Source organism: Mycobacterium farcinogenes (assembly GCF_019739075.1).
Classification (GTDB): Bacteria; Actinomycetota; Actinomycetes; order Mycobacteriales; family Mycobacteriaceae; genus Mycobacterium; species Mycobacterium senegalense.
This window is the reverse complement of record NZ_CP081673.1, coordinates 5,216,178-5,233,624: the sequence shown is the minus strand read 5'-3', so window position 1 is coordinate 5,233,624 and position 17,447 is coordinate 5,216,178. Positions and strand designations below refer to the sequence as shown.

Here is a 17,447-nt window from a genome sequence, read left to right as displayed (position 1 = left end):
AGCCGCGGCTAATCGTTTGCCCGCTCCGCCTTCTCCTGCAGAGCGAGATCGGGCCAGGTCGCCAGCTCGATCTGGGTGGCCTCCCGTGGGCTCGCCTGCTCGCTGCGATCGCCTTGCCGGGCCACGGCCAGCCCGACCAGCACCACGGCGCCGCCGATCGCCTGGCTCACCGACATCGCTTCGCCGAGCATGACCCAGGCGATCAGGACCGCGAACAGCACTTCGGACAGCCCGACCAGTGAGGCGAAACGTGGCTTGAGCCGTGCGATCCCGACGATGCCGAGGGTGTAGGCCAGGGCGGTGGGGATCAGGCCCAGGGCGATCACCGGAACCAGCCATGCGGTGGTGTGTCCGGCAAGGGTCACGGGGTTGGTGGTGAAGGTCAGTGGCATCACGCCGGTGACGCCGAGCAGGGCGACCGCGGCGGTGCCGACGATCAGGCCCCCGGTGGCCAGGCTGATCGGGCTGAGCCCGTCTCCGTCGGTGCTGGCCTGGTTGGACATCATGAAGTAGCAGGCGGCGCATACCGCGGCGGCCAGCCCCCAACTCACCCCTAGGAGGTTGATGTGGGCGCCGCTGAACACGTCGAGTACCAGGACGATGCCGAGGATGGCGAGCGCCACACCGCCGAAGGTCATGGCACTGGGGCGCCGGCGGGTGGTGGCCCAGACCCAGCCGACGACCAGGATCGGTGCGGTGTACTCCAGCAGCAGCGCCACACCGACCGACAGGTGCGCGACGGCGTTGTAGTAGCAGAGCTGGGCACCGGCGATCGGGATCAGGCCGTAGCCCACGACGGTCTTGGCATGCCCGAGCACCTCGCGAACCCATCCGGGACGGACAACACCGGCGAAGGCGGCCATCATGACCGCGCCGCCGGCGAGCCGGGCCGTCACGGCCGCGGTGGGACTCCAGCCGGCTTCCATCAGGGCCTTGGCGAAAGGGCCCGATGAGCCGAATGTGAGCGCGGAGCTGACGGCGAACAGGAGGCCGAGCCGGAAGTGGTTATCGGCGGTTGTGCGGTCGAGCTGGGCATCGGCAGTCATCGGTACACGTCCCCCGGAGCATGTCATGAGCAAAATTGGTTACGGTAGTGACATTAAGGTGGACGCTACTGGGACAGGGGGTCATGAGTCAAATGCTTTTTACCTATGACACGGAGCTCACGCTCCGGGCTGCGATGGTGTTGGTGAACACCGATCGGGTAGAAGGCGAACAACTGGCTGACCAGTCCGATCTGAGCGCCTACCTGGATGACTTCGGCTGGACCGGCCGGCGTGACCGCGACGACGCCGAATTGAAGGCTGTCCGCGCACTGCGCACCCGCCTCGGTGAGATCTGGGCGGTGGCCGACGACGAGGAGGAAGCGGTCCGTCGGGTCAATGCCCTCCTGAGCGATACCAAGGCGTCGCCATGGCTGACCCGGCACAAGGAGATGCCCGAATGGCACCTGCACCTGGCCTCGGTCGACGACCCGCTGGCTCAGCGCATGGGCGCCGAGATGGCGATGGCGCTGGCCGACCTCATCCGTGGCGGCGAACTGCGCCGCCTCAAGATCTGCGCGGCGCCAGACTGTGAGGCCGTGCTGACCGACCTGTCGCGCAACCGCTCCCGCATCTTCTGCGACACCGGCAACTGCGGCAACCGGCAGCACGTCGCGGCTTACCGGCAGCGTCAGCGTACCGAGTAGCGCGCTGCCCGAATCGGTGTAATCGCGCTGTCGGAGGCCGGGTTAGGGTTGCGCACGGGGGACATATGGCACGGCGACCAGCCACGCGATTACAGCTCAGCGGACATCGATTTCTGTTGCGGCGCATGGCACACGCGCTCGTCCGTGGTGACGCTCGCATGCTCGACGACCCATTGCGGGCACAAGCCGTCGCGTACGGCGCAGGGTGTGTGCTGACGGCCATCGCTGTCGCGGTGTGTGCGGTGCTCGCATTGATGCGCCCGGGCTCGGCGCCGGGAGACGCGCCGATCCTGATGGCGCGCGACACCGGTGCGCTGTACGTGCGGATCGACGACACCGTGCATCCGGTGGCCAACCTCGTCTCGGCCCGGCTGATCGTCGGTAGTCCGGCGAATCCCGTTGTGGTCGATGACGCGGTGATTGCGAAGTTCCGGCGTGGGCCCCTGGTCGGCATACCCGGGGCGCCGATGCAGATCGGCCGGCCGCTGGACCTCGACGAGTCGGGCTGGGAGATATGCGATGTCGCCGAGCCCGCCGAGACAGTGCTGGTGGCCGGCCGGACGGATCGGCAGGCCTCGCCGTTACGCGGCGGGCAGGGGCTGTTGGTATCGGCGCGCGCCGTGGGAGCCGCGACCTATCTGCTCATCGACGGCTGGCGGGCTCGAGTGGACCTTCGTGACATCGCCGTGGTTCGCGCCCTACGCCTGGAAGGTGTTCCGGTCCAGCCGGTTTCGCAAGCTCTGTTGGACGTTGTGCCTGAGGCGCCCGCCCTGAAGGCGCCGCTGATCGCGGGGATGGGCGCGCGGGGACCGGCCGCACTGGGAGGAATCGCCGTGGGCACGGTCGTACGCGTGGTGCGTGCCGGGCCCGCCGAGTTCTATGTGGTGCTCTCCGACGGGCTGCAACGCATCGGCAGGGTGGCGGCGGATGTCATCCGCTTCAGCGTGGCGCAGTCCGATGACGAACCCCCTGTTGTGCCCGCGGACGTGGTGGCCGACGTACCGGTCGCCGACAGCCTCGCGGTGGCCCGGTTCCCGGATCAGGTCCTGCCTGGCGGGCGCGCGACGGTGTGCGCCCGTTGGGACCCGAGACAACCCGGACCTGACACGAACACCACTGTGGTGCTGTCTGATTCATTGCCTACTGCCGGCATTCTGCTGGCTCAGGCAGACGGTGCCGGGCCGAACATCGACCGCGTGCACATCTCGGCAGGCCGCAGTGTCCTGCTACAAGCCGGCAGTCTGGTCCGCGGTACGACCGTAGGTGGACCGCTGTATCTGTTGAACGACCTCGGCGTGCTGTTCGGGATTCGTGACCCGCAGACCGCCGAACGCGTCGGCCTGGGAACCGGCGTCGTCCCCGCACCGTGGCCCATGCTGGCCGGGCTGCCACGCGGACCCGAACTCGACCCGGACGCGGCCTCAGTCGTGCGGGACGTGGTCCCCGGCGTCGTAGCCGCGCCGGCGTAACCGGTTGGCTGTCAGGGTTACCGCGGTCAACACGGTCAGGGCGATGCACACCGCAGCACCGCCGAAGGCGATACGCCGAGGCGCGGAATCGGTCGGCGGGTACACCGTGGGTGTCACCGACGCCGGACTGGTCGCGGTGGAGGCCGGCGGTGAAGTACTGTCGCTGACCGCGGCCATGGCGTCGACCACACCGTTACCGACGTGCGAATTCCAGCCCTCGGCGGGCCTGTGTGCGGTGTCTTCGATGCGACGCATCACCTCCCGCGCGCTCAGTTGCGGGAACCGAGAGCGCACGAGCGCGGCGACACCCGCGACTACCGGTGCGGCATAACTGGTTCCGGATATCGGGGCATCGCGGCCGATCGTGTCGATCAACTGCGCACCGTCGGGATGCAGCGACACCAGGTTCTCCCCGGGCGCGGCCACATCCACCCACGGGCCCGCCAAGCTGAAAGCCGATGCGGCGCCGTCGGATCCGACAGAGCCCACCGCCAGCACCAGATCGTCGTACCAGGCCGGGCTGGACACCGAGCGCACGTTGTTCCAGTCGGGCACGCCCACCTGGCCGAGGCGGCCCTCCTGCTGAGTGCAGCCTGCGCCGACGTTGCCCGCCGCGACCACCACCACGACGTTGCGTACGTCGACGGCATAGCTCAGCGCGGCGCCGAGGGCGCGGTCGTCGGGTGCGGCGTCGGCCGGCACGCATGCCACCGACGAGATGTTGATGACGGTGGCGCCGAGGTCGGCCGCGGTCCGTACCGCCATGGCGAGGGTGTGGACGTCGCCCACGCCGCTCGCTGCGCCATCAGCGGCGAACTTGTTGCTGGATTGCCGGATGGCCAGCACGTCGGCATCTGGTGCAACGCCGCTGAACCCGGCACTCGGTGCGCCGGCGGCGATTCCGGCGACGATAGTGCCGTGCCCATCGCAATCCGCGGTTCCGTCGCTTCCGGATACGTAGTCGCCGCCACCGTGCAGGCGTGGTAGGAGTCGGTGCCTGGCCACCCCGGTGTCGATCACCGCGATCGTCTGGCCCTCACCGCGGGTGAGCGCCCATACCGCGTCCAGATTCAGCGGGCTACCGCCCGTATCCGAGGCGCCGGGCGCCGATCGGTAGCAGGGCTGACGTTGTTTCGCGGGCCCGACGGGTCCCGGCGGCGCCGGCGGGGGAAGCAAGGTGGAATCCACCGCGGGCGGTAGGACGGTCGGCGGCTCGATCGCCGAGGCCGGCCCGATGGCCAACAGCGGAAGCCCGGTGATCAGCGTTGCGGCCAATCGCCCGGACCGGTTCACCGCAGCCCCAACTCACGCAGGACGTCGAATACACCGGCGAGCCAACATGCCAGCGGCACCACTGCGGCCAGCGCCGCGTATTCGATGATGTCGGCGATTCGCGACGCCACGGGACTCTGGACGGTGACCGGCCAGAGCGCGGCGACGCCGGCGCCCACCGCGGCGATGCCGATCCAGCTGCCGTGTGCGGGAGTTCCGACCACCACGAGTGCGAAAGCCGCTGTGAGGGACAGGACTCCGCAGCTGATGGTGACGGCGCGGCAGTGGCCCGAGGCATAGGTGCGGGATCGCAGGAGCAGCGCCACGCCGACAGCAGCGGCGAAGGCCACCTCGACGGCGGTGACCTGACGAAAACCGGAGAGTGCCAGGATCGTGGTTCCCAGCGCGCCCGCAGCCGCACCGCCTGCGACCAGGCCCACGAGATTGCGATGTCCGAGTACGACATGTGTGTCGTCGTCGGATTTGTTGTCGGCCAATGAGTCTCGATCGCCTCCTGGAAGTCCCGGAACCATGGGGGTAAGGCCCGCCAGCGCGATGGACAACCGCGGGGTCAGCGGCAGCAATCCGAGGCCGACGGCGCTCACCATCGCGCCCACCGCGGGCGCGGGTACAGCCCACAGCACTGAGATCCCGGTCGCCAACGACAGCGCCCCGGCCCCGGTGACTACCGCGAGCAGGAGTGCTCTGCCGCAAGGCGACGTCCGGATCAACAGCACGCCCAACGACGCCGCCGCTGTGGCAGCCAGGAAGAAGTTCGCCGAGGCGGGCCCGGCGGGGACCACGAGAAATCCGAGTGTCCCCGCGAATGCCACGGCGGCGACGTTGAGCGTTGCGGTCACGTGCGGACCCAGCCTCAAGCGCGATGCGGACACCGCGACAGCGGTTATGGTGACGGCAACCACCGCTGCAGTGGCGATACGACTCCATCCGGCGCTGCCGATCCCCGCCCACGCCAGGGCCACGAGGCCCAGCGCGCAGGCCCACAGGCAGGCAGCGACCCGCAGTCCGGCGGGCAGGGGATCATCGGCCGAGCCCACGGCCAACGCGGCGGTCAGTGGCCGCTCGAATGGGGGCCGGCCGCAGGCTTCGGTCAGGACCAGAATATCGCCGTCATGAATATCGTTCTGCATCAGGGTTGCTGAGGTGTCCAGCCCGTCACCGCCGAGTCGCGCCAGCCGCCAATGCCGTGGTGTGCCGTCGGAGACGCCGAGAATGTCGACGATCCAGGGCAGCAGTTCGGCCACGGTCATCGCGGCGGGTAAGGCCAAATCGACTGTGGCGACTCGCTGAACCCCGGGCGGCGGGCCGCAGTGAACCGACACGTGGCACAAGGAATCCGGCATCGCATCACCCCCCGGTTGACGCCGATACATCTCACGCTAACCGAACGGGCCGAGGTGCCGGCGCACCAAAATTTCGGTGACAACTGGGAACCCGAAGGGCCCGGCGTGCGTCCAAAAGTCGATGGACACCAGCCACACACCGCAAGCACTGGAGCCGTCGACCGGGGAGATGGTGATCGACGCGCCACCCGCGCTGCCGCTTCACACCCCGACCGGCCCACTGGCCAGGTTGCTGCCGCTGGTGCTCGTAGTGGCGGTGCTCGGCATGATCGCCGTGTACGTCACCTCTGGAGCGGCTGCCAGTCGCGGCCCGGCAGCCACGATGTTCCCGGTCATGATGGCGATGTCGGCGATCGGCACGGTGGCCTACAGTTTGAAAGGCAACGGCCGGGCGCAGCAGATCCACCGCGACCGCTGCGAGTATCTGCGCTATCTCGACGGGATCGACGCCGTGGCCGGGGAAACCGGCCGCGCACAGTGGTTGGGCCTGCATGCGGAACATCCGGACCCCGGACAACTGTGGACGCTGGCCGGCAGTGAGTGGATGTGGCGGCGCCGCCCCGGTGGCCCCGACTTCTGTGTGGTGCGGATCGGAGTGGGGGAGCGCTCGCTGTCCCCACGGCTGGTGACCGCCGCCGCCGATCCGGGCCACGATGCGGATCCGGTAACGGTATCGGCTCTGGCACAGTTGGTCCGACGTCGCTCGACGGTGGCCGACGCGCCGGTGACGCTGAACCTGTGCGGGCTGGCTCACGTGACACTGGGCGGTGCGGCCGGCACGGTCCGCGCCCTGCTACGCGCCGTGGTCTGTCAGCTGGCCACTGCACACAGCCCGCGACACCTGCGCATCGCGGCCGTCATCGACGGCGGGACCGTCGCGCACTGGGAATGGCTGAAATGGCTTGGCCACCAAGCAGTTACCGACAGTAGTGGCGAGATCAGCGCGTTGCGGCTGCACACCTTGGCCGAGTTGCCGCCCGCGGCGCCCACGGTGCACACCGTTGTCATCGTCGACTCCGACTCGGCTGCGGTGCCCACCCCGGGCCCCGGTGTGACGCTGTTGGTCGTTGCCGGTCCCGGCGCCGACGCGACGGATTGCGATCTGCATCTGGACCTGGACTCCGATGTGGTGCACTGCGAAGGCGCCCCGGCGCGACCCGATCAGATGTCCCAGGAGCAGGCCCTCACCTGTGCCCGCAGATTGGCGCGCTTCCGTGCGGCTGACACGGCCGACGACTCCGCCTGGCCGGCGCTGATAGGCATCGAGGATCCTGGACGAATCCATCCGCGCAGTGTCTGGTTCTCATCGGAGCCGCAGCGGTTCCTCCGGGTTCCGGTCGGCCGCTGTGCGGACGGCACCGCGCTGCATCTCGACCTGAAGGAAGCCGCACATGGCGGCATGGGGCCGCATGGGCTGTGCGTCGGGGCCACCGGCTCAGGGAAATCGGAGTTCCTGCGCACACTGGTGTTGGGTCTGATCACCACCCATTCGCCCGAGGAGCTCAACCTCGTCCTCGTCGATTTCAAGGGCGGGGCAACGTTTCTCGGATTGAACACTGTGAACCACGTCAGCGCGCTGATCACCAACCTGGCGCAGGAGGCGCCGCTGGTCACTCGGATGGCCGACGCCCTGGCCGGGGAGATCACCCGCCGTCAGGAGCTGCTGCGGGCAGCCGGGAACCTGGCCAACATCGCCGAGTACCGGCGCCGGGCCGATCTGCCCGCGTTGCCGGCCCTGCTGATCGTGGTCGACGAGTTCTCCGAACTGCTGCAGCAGCACCCGGACTTCGCCGAACTGTTCGTGGCGATCGGCCGGCTCGGACGGTCGCTGGGAATCCACTTGCTGTTGGCCAGCCAGCGCCTCGACGAGGGCAGGTTGCGGGGGCTGGAGAGCCACCTGTCCTACCGGGTCTGCCTCAAGACGTTCTCGCCCAGCGAATCTCGCTCGGTGCTCGGTGTTGCCGATGCGTACGAGTTGCCCAATACGCCGGGAGCGGCCTATCTGAGAACTCCGTCCGGAGAGGTCATCCGGTTCCAGACCGCGTTCGTGTCGGCCGAGTGCCCTACGCGCGAGCAGCCCGTGTCACCAGAGTTGGGCGCGGTACAGCCGCGACTTTTCACCGGATTCGCAACGGCGACCGATCGCCGCATTGCTGCGCCTGCCACGACCACGGTTCTGCACCAGGTGGTCAACCGGTTGACCGGCCACGGCACACCGGCACATCAGGTGTGGTTGCCGCCGTTGCCGCGGGCCGTTCCGCTCAGCGATGTGCTGCTGTCGGATCACGAAACGCTGACGGTCGCGGTCGGGTTGGTCGACTGTCCCTTCGAGCAGCGACGGGACCGCCTGATGCTGGCACTGGGCGCCGCCAACGGCAACGTGGCGATCGTCGGCGGCCCCCAGTCCGGGAAGTCGACGGCGGTCAAGACTTTGGTGGTGGCGTTGGCGGCCACCCATCATCCCCGCGACGTCGCGATCTACGGATTGGACTTCGGCGGCGGGGCGTTGAGCGCGCTACGGGCGCTTCCGCATGTCGGGGCGGTGGCCGGACGCGCCGATACCGATCTGGTCCGGCGCACGGTAGCGGAGCTGCAGGCGTTGGTCGGTGCCCGCGAGGCGCGCTTCACCGCTCTCGGTGTCGGTTCCATCGCCGAGTACCGGGCCCGTCGCCGCGCGGGGGAGTTCGACGATCCATTCGGTGATGTGTTCCTGGTCATCGACGGGTGGTCGACGTTTCGCGGCGAGTACGAATCTCTGGAGTCATCGATCACCGCTCTTGCGGTACAGGGGCTTTCGCTCGGAGTCCATGTGGTGCTGACGGCGTCGCGGTGGGCGGAGTTCCGCCCGGCACTCAAGGATCAGCTGGGGACCCGCATCGAGTTGCGTCTGGGTGATCCGGCGGAATCGGAGATGGACCGAAAACGCGCCAGGCAGCTGGCTCAGAGCGCACCGGGGCTAGGTCTGACGCGTGAGGGACGCGAGTTCCTGATCGCGCTGCCGCGCCTTGACGGCCGGGCGCGCGACACCGGAATGGCTACGGCGCTGGCCGGCACCGGTGATGTCCTGCGAGTGCAGTACGGCGATGCCCGCGCACCCGCGGTCCGGCTGCTGCCGGCGTGTGTGCGCGGGGCCGAGCTGGCGGCGACGCGGCCGAAACGGCCCACGACCGACGTGCTGCTTGGCCTGGGCGAACGCGAACTGGCCCCGGTGACACTTGATTTCGCCGCACAACCCGATCTGGTGATCCTGGGGGACAGCGGCTGTGGCAAGTCCACGACCTTGCGCACCCTGTGCCGCAATCTCGTCGACGGCAACGATCCGTCCGGCGTCCAAGTGCTCATCGTGGACTTTCGGCGTGCTCTGCTGGGAACCGTCGAATCGCAGCATCTGGCCGGTTACGCGGCCTCGGTCGCGGCGCTGGACGCCGTGCTGCCCAGAGTGCTCGAGACACTGCGCAGCCGGATGCCCGGCCCCGAGGTGACCCAGCGGCAGCTGCGTGACCGCTCGTGGTGGTGTGGCCCCGAACTCTACGTCGTCGTCGACGATTACGACCTGGTGGTCACCGGAACCACCAATCCGCTCTCGCCGCTGTTGCCCTACCTACCGCATGCGCGTGACCTCGGACTGCATCTGCTACTCGCGCGACGTTCGGGCGGTGCGGCGCGGGCGATGTTCGATCCGGTGCTGGCGGCGGTCAAGGACCTCGGCTGCATGGGCCTGATGATGAGCGCGAATCCCGATGAGGGTGTGCTGCTGGGATCGGCGCGCCCGGTGCGACTTCCGCCCGGACGCGGCACGCTGGTGACCCGGGCGGCACCCGAGCAACTCGTTCAGGTCGCGCTCGCCGACGGGGCGGATGTGTCGTGACATCGGCGGTCGTCGAGGTCGGTCCGGTGAGTGTGTATGGGCCCGAGCCGGTCTGCGACCTCGCCGTGGTCGCGGTGGCCGGCATCGACGACGAGCTGGTCTTGGTCGACGACCGACCGGTGCCGGTTTCGGATTTGTGGGAGCAGGTGCTCGATACCGCGGCCGCGCAGTGGCGAAACATCACCCTGGTCTGCCCGACGTGGTGGAGCGCCCAACGCTGTGATCGAGTGCGATCTGCCGCCGCCGCTTCGGGCGCCGACGTTGTCGTGACGCGGCGGGCTCAGGCCGTGGGGGCGGCGCTGACCGCAACGTCCTGGGCCGTGGTCGAGATCGCCGACGACCTCGTCATCGTCACGGCCAGGGATGCCCGCAGCATCACCCTGGCTCGTCACACCGAGCAGGATCTGGATCCGGAGATCGTGGTACGCACCGTATTCGATCTCGCAGGGACATCGGTCGAGGTGGCCGTCGATGTCCCCGACGGCGTCGCGGGCGCAGCGGATCTCGGTGCAGCGGTGATGACCGCGCTGGGCCACCGTGGCGTGCGCGTCACCCGGGTCGATCCCCGGGACTGGTGTAACGCCCTCGTCGCACCCGACACCCGGGCGGCCCGTGATCGGGCACGGACGCCGACCGGTCGGGTCATGGTCGGTGCGGCAACGGCGTTGGCCGTGATGCTGGGCGCGATCTCCTTCGCCGGTGTGGACGCGCCCGCGGACCACGCCGCGATGACGGTTCTGACCGAGGGGCGGGTAGCTGTGCAGATCCCGGCCGGGTGGACGGTGCAGCAGATCACCGACGGTCCGGGATCGGCTCGGGTCCAGGTAGTTTCACCGAAGGACCCGCAGGTGATGATTCACCTCACCCAATCGCCGACCGGGGACGGCGCGGTGGCCGACACCCTGAAACGGGCCCTGCAGGGGCAGCCTGACGGGGTCTTCGCCGACTTCGACCCGGCCGCGGTTGTCGCCGCGCGTCCGGTGGTCAGCTACCGGGAGGTCCGTGCCGGCCGAGAGATTCGTTGGGCGGTGTTCACCGATGGGCCGGTGCGGATCGCGATCGGGTGCCAGAGCGCACCGGGGCATACCGAAGAGGTGTGGCCGGCCTGCGCGGCAGCCATCCGGTCGGCACATGCGACATCTTGAAATTCGATGGAACCGAACCGGGCCGGCCTGCGTCGAATTGGTATATCTCGCAAGACAACACTGGAGGACTCACAGGATATGTCACCAGGACCGACGGGGCCGTTGGGCACCGACTTTGACGTAATGACGAGCGTGGCCGGCCGGATCGACGTCCTCAACGACGACGTCCGGGCCATGCTGCAGACCTTCATCCAGAAGATGAGCAGCGTGCCTTCGTCGGTGTGGGGCGGTGCGGCGGCCGTACGTTTCCGCGATGTGGTCGACCGCTGGAACGGTGAATCGCTGACCTTGCACACCTCATTGAGCCGGATCGCCGAGACCATCCGCACCAACGAGCGCACGTTGCGCGCTGCGGCCGAAGCTCACGCACAGCGCCTCGGCACTGTCGGCGACGGAATCTGAGCGGAGCCCATGATGGATCAGGTTCTGTCGTACGACTTCGGTGAGATCGAGTACTCGGTCCGCCAGGAGATCCACACCACGTCCGGCCGTTTCAACGCCGCCCTCGACGAATTGCGTTCGCAAATCGCACCTTTGCAGCAGGTGTGGACCCGTGAGGCGGCGCAGGCCTATGCCGTCGAACAGGCGCGGTGGAACCGGGCCGCGGCGGCACTCAACGAGATCCTGTTCGCTCTCGGCAATGCGGTGCGCGACGGCGCCGACGAGGTGGCGGCCACCGACCGCAGCGCGGCCAACGCATGGGGAGCGTGACCGGACCGGAAAAGCCTGTGCGGTCCCGATCGGAGGAGAGGACGAGCGGGACCGCACACTTCTTCTCTAGCGGCCTGAGCCGGAGTCGTTCGAACGTCGGGGGCGGCGGTGGCCGCCGCGCTGTCCGCCGCCACCGGAGCCGGATCGGGCTGCCGGTGCACCGCCGCCGTTGCGGGAAGACCCGTTCGGACGGTTGCGTCGCGGCTGGCCGGACTTACCCGGTTGGCTGGGCTTGCCGCCCTGGCGCCGTGGCGCCGGAGCGGTCTGCACCGTCGGCTCGGGACGGATCGGATCACCGAAAACGCGTTCTCCGGGGGCGATCTCACGCAGCACGGGATGGTCGGTGCCGTTGACGCGGGTGATGGTGGGCTTGACCCCGGCTTTGCGCGTCAGGCTGCGCACATCGGAAACCTGGGCATCCTGCATGAGCGTCACCACGGTGCCCTCGTTCCCGGCGCGGGCGGTGCGGCCGGACCGGTGCAGGTAGGCCTTGTGCTCGACGGGCGGATCGGCGTGCACGACGAGGCTGACATCGTCGACGTGGATGCCGCGGGCGGCGATGTCGGTGGCGACCAGCACTCCGGCCGATCCGTCGGAGAACGCGGTCAGGTTGCGGGTGCGGGCGTTCTGGGACAGGTTGCCGTGCAGCTCAACCGCTGCGATGCCGCGTGAATTCAGCTGACGGGTCAGGTTTTTCGCCCCGTACTTGGTGCGCGCGAAGACGATGGTGCGTCCCGGTGCGGCGGCCAGGTCGGCTACCACGTTGATCCGGGTCGAATTGTCCACGTGCAGCACGTGATGCACCATCGCGGCGACCGGAGACTGCGCGGAGTCCACGCTGTGCACCACCGGGTCGTGCAGGTAGCGGTCCACCAGAACATCCACCCCGGCGTCCAGGGTGGCCGAGAACAGCAGGCGCTGACAGTTTTTCGGGGTCCGGTCCAGCAGCCGCTTCACACCCGGCAGGAAGCCGAGGTCGGCCATGTGATCGGCCTCGTCGAGCACGGTGATCTCGACCGAGGACAGGTCGGCGTGACCGGACTTCACATGGTCCTCGAGGCGGCCCGGGCAGGCGATCACGATGTCGACGCCCTGCTTGAGCGCAGCGATCTGCGGGTTGGGGCCCACCCCGCCGAAGATATTGATCGAGCGCAGTCCGGTGGCCGCGGCCAGCGGAGCCAGCGACGCCTCGATCTGGGTGACGAGCTCGCGGGTGGGCGCCAGGATCAGCGCACGCGGCCGGTTCGGTGCCCGGCGGGTGCCGCTCGTGGCGAGGCGGGCCACCAGTGGCAGCAGGAAGGCATAGGTCTTGCCGGAGCCGGTGCGGCCGCGGCCGAGGACATCGCGGCCGGTCAGCGAGTCGGGCAGGGTGGCGGCCTGGATGGGGAACGGGCTGTGCACCCCGTTGGCGGCCAGCGCGGTCACCAGCGGTGCGGGCAGGCCGAGGTCAGCAAAAGACGTCTGGGCAGACAAAAACAAACTCCGAAGAAAGTGGGCGGTTGTCCTGCCCGGCGCGGGTGATCCCGCGGCGCTGAGAGTGAGGATCGAGATTGCGGCAGAGGCAGAACAGGCAAGCCGCGACGGCTCAACCATACCGGTCCGGGAGTGGATTCCCCGATTCCTGACGGCTGACCGGCCGGTGGTCTCCATCACAGGCCGGGCTGGTCAACTATCCTGGCGGTTACGCGTGAATGCCATACCCCATGGCCCGACGCCGGGAGAGATGATCGCCGTGGCCGCATCGAGGAACGCGGGAGGCCGGATATCGTCCCGGGCACTGCCCGCGAAGGTGCGCGCCATCCACGATCTGTTCATCGAAGGCCAGGTGGATGCGGATTCCCTGGACTCCACACCGGTACGTCGCATCATCGTCGAGAGCTGGCAACGCAGCCTGGCCACCGGCGTCGACCCCGACCTGGGCACCCGGGCGGCGGCCGCCGCGGCGGCGCTGACCGAGCTGCGCAACGCCCATCCGCTGGCTCCCACGCTGCCGCTGATCCGTCGCCTTCTGGTCGATGACGCCGTCGACTCCGGGGTGCTGGTGGCGATCACCGCTGCCGACGGCACCCTGCTCTGGGTCGAAGGGGATCCGGGAGTGCGGCGTAAAGCCGAGGCGATGAACTTCGTGCCGGGGTCCGATTGGAGCGAGCGGACCGCCGGGACGAATGCGCCGGGCACCGCGCTGGCACTGGATCGCGAACTGCAGATCCTCGGCTCCGAGCACTTCTCCCGCATCGTGCACCCGTGGAGTTGCACCGCGGTTCCGGTTCACGATCCGGCCACCGGGGCGCTGTTGGGTGCCATCGACCTGACCGGTGGTTCCAAGGTGGCGTCGCCACAGACGTTGGCGCTGGTCAGGGCCACCGCAGCGGCGGTCGAGAACCAGCTGGCCCTGCTGCGGCTCACCGCGCCCGCCGTCCCCGCCGCAGACGAAGGTACGCGGCTGACGGTGCTGGGCGCCGACCGCCCGTGCTGGCGCGTGCCCGACGCCGCCGGCCGGGCCCAGGACAGTGTGCTGACCGGCCGCCACGCCGACATCCTGGTGTTGCTGATCCGCCACCCCGAAGGGCTGAGTGCCGATCATCTGGCGATGCTGCTCGACGACAAGGACCTCGACGTGGTGACGGTGCGGGCCGAGGTGTCGCGGTTGCGCCGGGTCATCGGCAGCGCGTACATCGAGTCGCGGCCCTACCGCCTGATGGAGCCGGTCGCCAGCGACATGGGCGACGTGTTCGACGCGCTGCAGGCCGGCGATGTCGCGGCTGCCCTGGACGCGTATTCGGGGGCGTTGCTACCGCAGTCGGTCTCGCCGGCGATCGCGCGGCTGCGCACCGAGCTCAGTGCCAGCCTGCGTGAAGCGGTACTGGCCGGAGGTGACCTGGCGTTGCTGCGGCGGTGGCTGGCACTGCCCGACGGACGCGACGACCGACAGGGCTGGCGGGTGTTGCACGACCATGCCCAGGCCGATCCGGTGGCGCGCGCGCAGGCCCGCGGTCACCTGGCCGGAATCGACTCCGAACTGGGTTGATTTTGTCGGCACGCCGACGTGCCCCTGCCCGATTCCACGTGTGCAACTGTGCTGCAACGTACTGCTGACTACCTTTAGTGACGACCGACACATCTGGGTGTCCGATGCAGGAGATTGCCATGACTGTTTATGCACGTCCGGGTGCCGAGGGCGCCCTGATGTCGTTCGAGGCCCGCTACGACAACTACATCGGTGGCGAGTGGGTGGCTCCCGCCGACGGCCGCTACTTCGAGAACCCCACGCCGGTCACCGGTCAGGTGTTCTGCGAGGTGGCCCGCTCCACCGAGGCTGACGTCGAGAAGGCACTGGACGCCGCGCACGCCGCCGCGCCGGCCTGGGGCAAGACCTCGCCCGCGGAGCGCGCCGTCATCCTCAACAAGATCGCCGACCGGATCGAGGAGAACCTCGAATCGGTCGCGCTGGCCGAGTCGTGGGACAACGGCAAGCCGATCCGCGAGACGCTGAACGCCGACATCCCACTGGCGGTCGACCACTTCCGGTACTTCGCCGGCGTGCTGCGCGCCCAGGAAGGCTCGCTCTCGCAGATCGACGAGGACACCGTCGCCTACCACTTCCACGAGCCGCTCGGTGTCGTCGGCCAGATCATCCCCTGGAACTTCCCGATCCTGATGGCGGTGTGGAAGCTGGCCCCGGCACTGGCCGCCGGCAACGCCGTGGTGCTCAAACCCGCTGAGCAGACCCCGGTTTCGGTGCTTTACCTGATGTCGCTGATCGGTGACCTGCTGCCCGCCGGTGTGGTCAACGTGGTCAACGGGTTCGGTGTCGAATGCGGCAAGCCCCTGGCCTCGAGCAACCGGATCGCCAAGATCGCCTTCACCGGTGAGACCACCACAGGCCGGCTGATCATGCAGTACGCCAGCCAGAACCTGATCCCGGTGACGCTGGAGCTCGGTGGCAAGAGCCCCAACATCTTCTTCTCCGACGTGCTGTCCGCGGCCGACGACTTCCAGGACAAGGCCCTGGAAGGGTTCACCATGTTCGCCCTGAACCAGGGTGAGGTGTGCACCTGCCCGTCGCGGTCGCTGATCCAGGCCGACATCTACGACGAGTTCCTCGAACTGGCCGCCATCCGCACCAAGGCCGTGCGTCAGGGTGACCCGCTGGACACCGAGACGATGATCGGCGCCCAGGCCTCCAACGATCAGCTGGAGAAGATCCTGTCCTACATCGAGATCGGGAAAACCGAAGGCGCCCAACTGATCACCGGTGGCGAGCGGGCCGATCTGGGTGGCGACCTGGCCGGTGGCTTCTACGTGGCGCCGACGATCTTCACCGGGCACAACAAGATGCGGCTGTTCCAGGAGGAGATCTTCGGTCCCGTCGTCGCGGTGACGTCGTTCAAGGATTACGACGATGCCATCTCGATCGCCAACGACACCCTCTACGGCCTGGGCGCCGGGGTCTGGAGCCGCAACGGCAACACCGCCTACCGGGCCGGCCGGGACATCAAGGCCGGCCGGGTGTGGACCAACTGCTACCACGCCTACCCCGCGCACGCGGCGTTCGGCGGCTACAAGCAGTCCGGCATCGGCCGGGAGAACCACAAGATGATGCTCGACCACTACCAGCAGACCAAGAACCTGCTGGTCAGCTACGCCAACAAGGCCCAGGGCTTCTTCTGATCTCCGCCGAACGTTGGCTTGGGTGCGAAAACCCCCGCAAAACTCGCACCCAAGCCAACGTTCGCGGTCCACTTGAAGGGATACGCATGACATCTCTGCCGCTGCCGACGGCGCAGAAGGTGATCGACGCCGCCGTCGTCAAGGCCGACGAGATCGGCCAGCCGATGAACATCGCCGTGGTCGACGACGGAGGCCACCTGGTTGCCTTCGTGCGGATGGACGGCGCGATCAAGGCCAGCATCGACATCTCGATTCGCAAGGCCCGCACCGCGGTCATGATGAACCTGCCCACCAGCGCGCTCATGGAGGCCTGCCAGCCGGGTGGCGAACTGTACGGGTTGGAGCAGACCTCGGGCGGCCTCGTGGTGTTCGGCGGCGGGATTCCGCTGGAAGCCGACGGCGTCGTGATCGGTGCGGTCGGGGTCAGCGCCGGCAGTGTCGAGCAGGACGTGGCGGTGGCGACCGCTGGTGTCGCGGCCCTGTAGGCCGTCACGCCAATACGCAGTCACCGCAGTAGCCACCGCCGGGCACCTGATAGAACAGGCAGCAGTTGCGTCGTCGGAACCGTTGTCCCACAACCTCTGCGGTGCCGCGCAGCGGTTCGGTGGCGATCAGCGCGGCGACGAGGTCGAGGCCGCGCGCCCGCGCGGCAGGGTAGGACTGGGCCAGCACGGTGACCGCACCGTTGGCCGCTGATGCGATGTTTCCCCACATCACCTGGGGCGAAAGGGATTCCGCCCGCCGCATGGTGTTGTTCAAGAGGCTCAGCACGCTTCCGATCAGCGAACCGGCGATGACGTCGGCGGCCCGGCGCGGATCTGTCTCGGTGACCGATTCGGCGCCCGCGGTCCCGAGAACGGGGCGGTGGGACGAATCCGGTTGCCAGAACAGCGAATCCAGGGTCAGCAGCGGGACGGTGCCCAGACAGGCCCCGGCGCCGACGACGGGGGAGAGCAGTCTGGCGGTGATCGAGAGGTGCACCGAGGAGGCCGCGGCTTTGACGGGGACCTCTGCTTCGTCGATCCGGAACCCCGCCGCCGTCGCGGCCCGGGTGCGCATCGTGTACTCGTGCACGGCCGCTTGGTCGCCGCACAGTGTCGCGATCGGTCGCCAGGTGGCGGGATCGGCCGCCGGAAGGGCAAAGAAATCGCCCAGCGCCGCGATCGGGTCCGATTTTCCATCGTTCATCGTCGGGCCAGGTTAGCCGCACTGACCTGCGGCGCAACGTTGTTGCAACGTGATGCAGCGCACAATTGG

14 protein-coding genes are annotated in these 17,447 nt (G+C 68.5%); 9 read left to right on the top strand and 5 right to left on the bottom strand.

All coding sequences use genetic code 11. From position 1 onward, the window contains the following. Nucleotides 1-8: 8 nt before the first annotated feature. Nucleotides 9-1,046: an EamA family transporter gene (locus tag K6L26_RS24960; protein WP_221851899.1), complete on the bottom strand. Its 1,038-nt coding sequence runs from the start codon at nt 1,044-1,046 to the stop codon at nt 9-11. Between the two features lie 92 nt (nt 1,047-1,138). Here K6L26_RS24960 and K6L26_RS24955 point away from each other — a divergent pair, with 92 nt between their 5' ends. Both K6L26_RS24955 and eccB read left to right on the top strand, forming a co-directional pair. After that, the gene (locus K6L26_RS24955) at nt 1,139-1,690 is read left to right on the top strand and encodes a CGNR zinc finger domain-containing protein (RefSeq protein WP_043367495.1); all 552 of its coding nucleotides are present in this window, start codon (nt 1,139-1,141) and stop codon (nt 1,688-1,690) included. Between the two features lie 65 nt (nt 1,691-1,755). Beyond that, complete coding sequence (gene eccB, locus K6L26_RS24950; RefSeq protein WP_221851897.1) at nt 1,756-3,159, top strand: type VII secretion protein EccB; 1,404 nt, start codon at nt 1,756-1,758, stop codon at nt 3,157-3,159. On the opposite strand, the gene mycP is transcribed toward eccB, so the two are convergent. Continuing rightward, nucleotides 3,112-4,452, bottom strand: a complete 1,341-nt coding sequence (gene mycP / locus K6L26_RS24945; RefSeq protein WP_221851895.1) for a type VII secretion-associated serine protease mycosin — start codon at nt 4,450-4,452, stop codon at nt 3,112-3,114. The two genes, eccB and mycP, sit on opposite strands and share 48 nt — an antisense overlap. Further along, nucleotides 4,449-5,795, bottom strand: coding sequence for a type VII secretion integral membrane protein EccD (gene eccD, locus K6L26_RS24940; RefSeq protein WP_064897780.1), 1,347 nt, complete (start codon nt 5,793-5,795; stop codon nt 4,449-4,451). Before eccD ends, mycP begins: the two co-directional genes overlap by 4 nt. Before the next feature lie 169 nt (nt 5,796-5,964). On the opposite strand from eccD, the gene eccCb reads away from it, so the two are divergent. The 4 genes from eccCb to K6L26_RS24920 all read left to right on the top strand — a co-directional run bounded on the left by eccCb (nt 5,965) and on the right by K6L26_RS24920 (nt 11,519). After that, nucleotides 5,965-9,663 carry a type VII secretion protein EccCb gene (eccCb, locus tag K6L26_RS24935; RefSeq protein ID WP_435405375.1) on the top strand — a complete coding sequence of 1,233 codons (3,699 nt, stop codon included), beginning with the start codon at nt 5,965-5,967 and terminating at the stop codon, nt 9,661-9,663. Beyond that, the gene (locus K6L26_RS24930; RefSeq protein WP_019343749.1) at nt 9,660-10,808 is read left to right on the top strand and encodes a type VII secretion-associated protein; all 1,149 of its coding nucleotides are present in this window, start codon (nt 9,660-9,662) and stop codon (nt 10,806-10,808) included. Before eccCb ends, K6L26_RS24930 begins: the two co-directional genes overlap by 4 nt. 78 nt (nt 10,809-10,886) lie before the next feature. Then, a complete protein-coding gene (locus tag K6L26_RS24925; RefSeq protein ID WP_043367875.1) occupies nt 10,887-11,210 on the top strand; it encodes a WXG100 family type VII secretion target in 324 nt (107 codons plus the stop codon). A 12-nt stretch (nt 11,211-11,222) separates the two neighbouring features. After that, nucleotides 11,223-11,519: a WXG100 family type VII secretion target gene (locus K6L26_RS24920; RefSeq protein WP_036390101.1), complete on the top strand. Its 297-nt coding sequence runs from the start codon at nt 11,223-11,225 to the stop codon at nt 11,517-11,519. Nucleotides 11,520-11,585: 66 nt separating this feature from the next. Here the strand turns inward: K6L26_RS24920 and K6L26_RS24915 are convergent, their stop codons facing one another. After that, nucleotides 11,586-12,992 carry a DEAD/DEAH box helicase gene (locus tag K6L26_RS24915; protein WP_043367877.1) on the bottom strand — a complete coding sequence of 469 codons (1,407 nt, stop codon included), beginning with the start codon at nt 12,990-12,992 and terminating at the stop codon, nt 11,586-11,588. A 250-nt stretch (nt 12,993-13,242) separates the two neighbouring features. On the opposite strand from K6L26_RS24915, the gene K6L26_RS24910 reads away from it, so the two are divergent. From K6L26_RS24910 to K6L26_RS24900, 3 genes are all read left to right on the top strand, one after another. Next, entirely contained in the window at nt 13,243-14,547 is a 1,305-nt protein-coding gene (locus K6L26_RS24910; protein ID WP_221853464.1) for a helix-turn-helix domain-containing protein, read from the top strand. A 119-nt stretch (nt 14,548-14,666) separates the two neighbouring features. Then, the gene (gene adh, locus K6L26_RS24905) at nt 14,667-16,190 is read left to right on the top strand and encodes an aldehyde dehydrogenase (protein ID WP_036390099.1); all 1,524 of its coding nucleotides are present in this window, start codon (nt 14,667-14,669) and stop codon (nt 16,188-16,190) included. An 86-nt stretch (nt 16,191-16,276) separates the two neighbouring features. After that, on the top strand, nt 16,277-16,675 hold the full coding sequence (locus K6L26_RS24900) for a GlcG/HbpS family heme-binding protein (protein ID WP_019347564.1): 399 nt from the start codon (nt 16,277-16,279) through the stop codon (nt 16,673-16,675). A gap of 4 nt (nt 16,676-16,679) precedes the next feature. Here the strand turns inward: K6L26_RS24900 and K6L26_RS24895 are convergent, their stop codons facing one another. Further along, nucleotides 16,680-17,378 carry a (2Fe-2S)-binding protein gene (locus K6L26_RS24895; protein ID WP_221851893.1) on the bottom strand — a complete coding sequence of 233 codons (699 nt, stop codon included), beginning with the start codon at nt 17,376-17,378 and terminating at the stop codon, nt 16,680-16,682. Between the last annotated feature and the right edge of the window lie 69 nt (nt 17,379-17,447).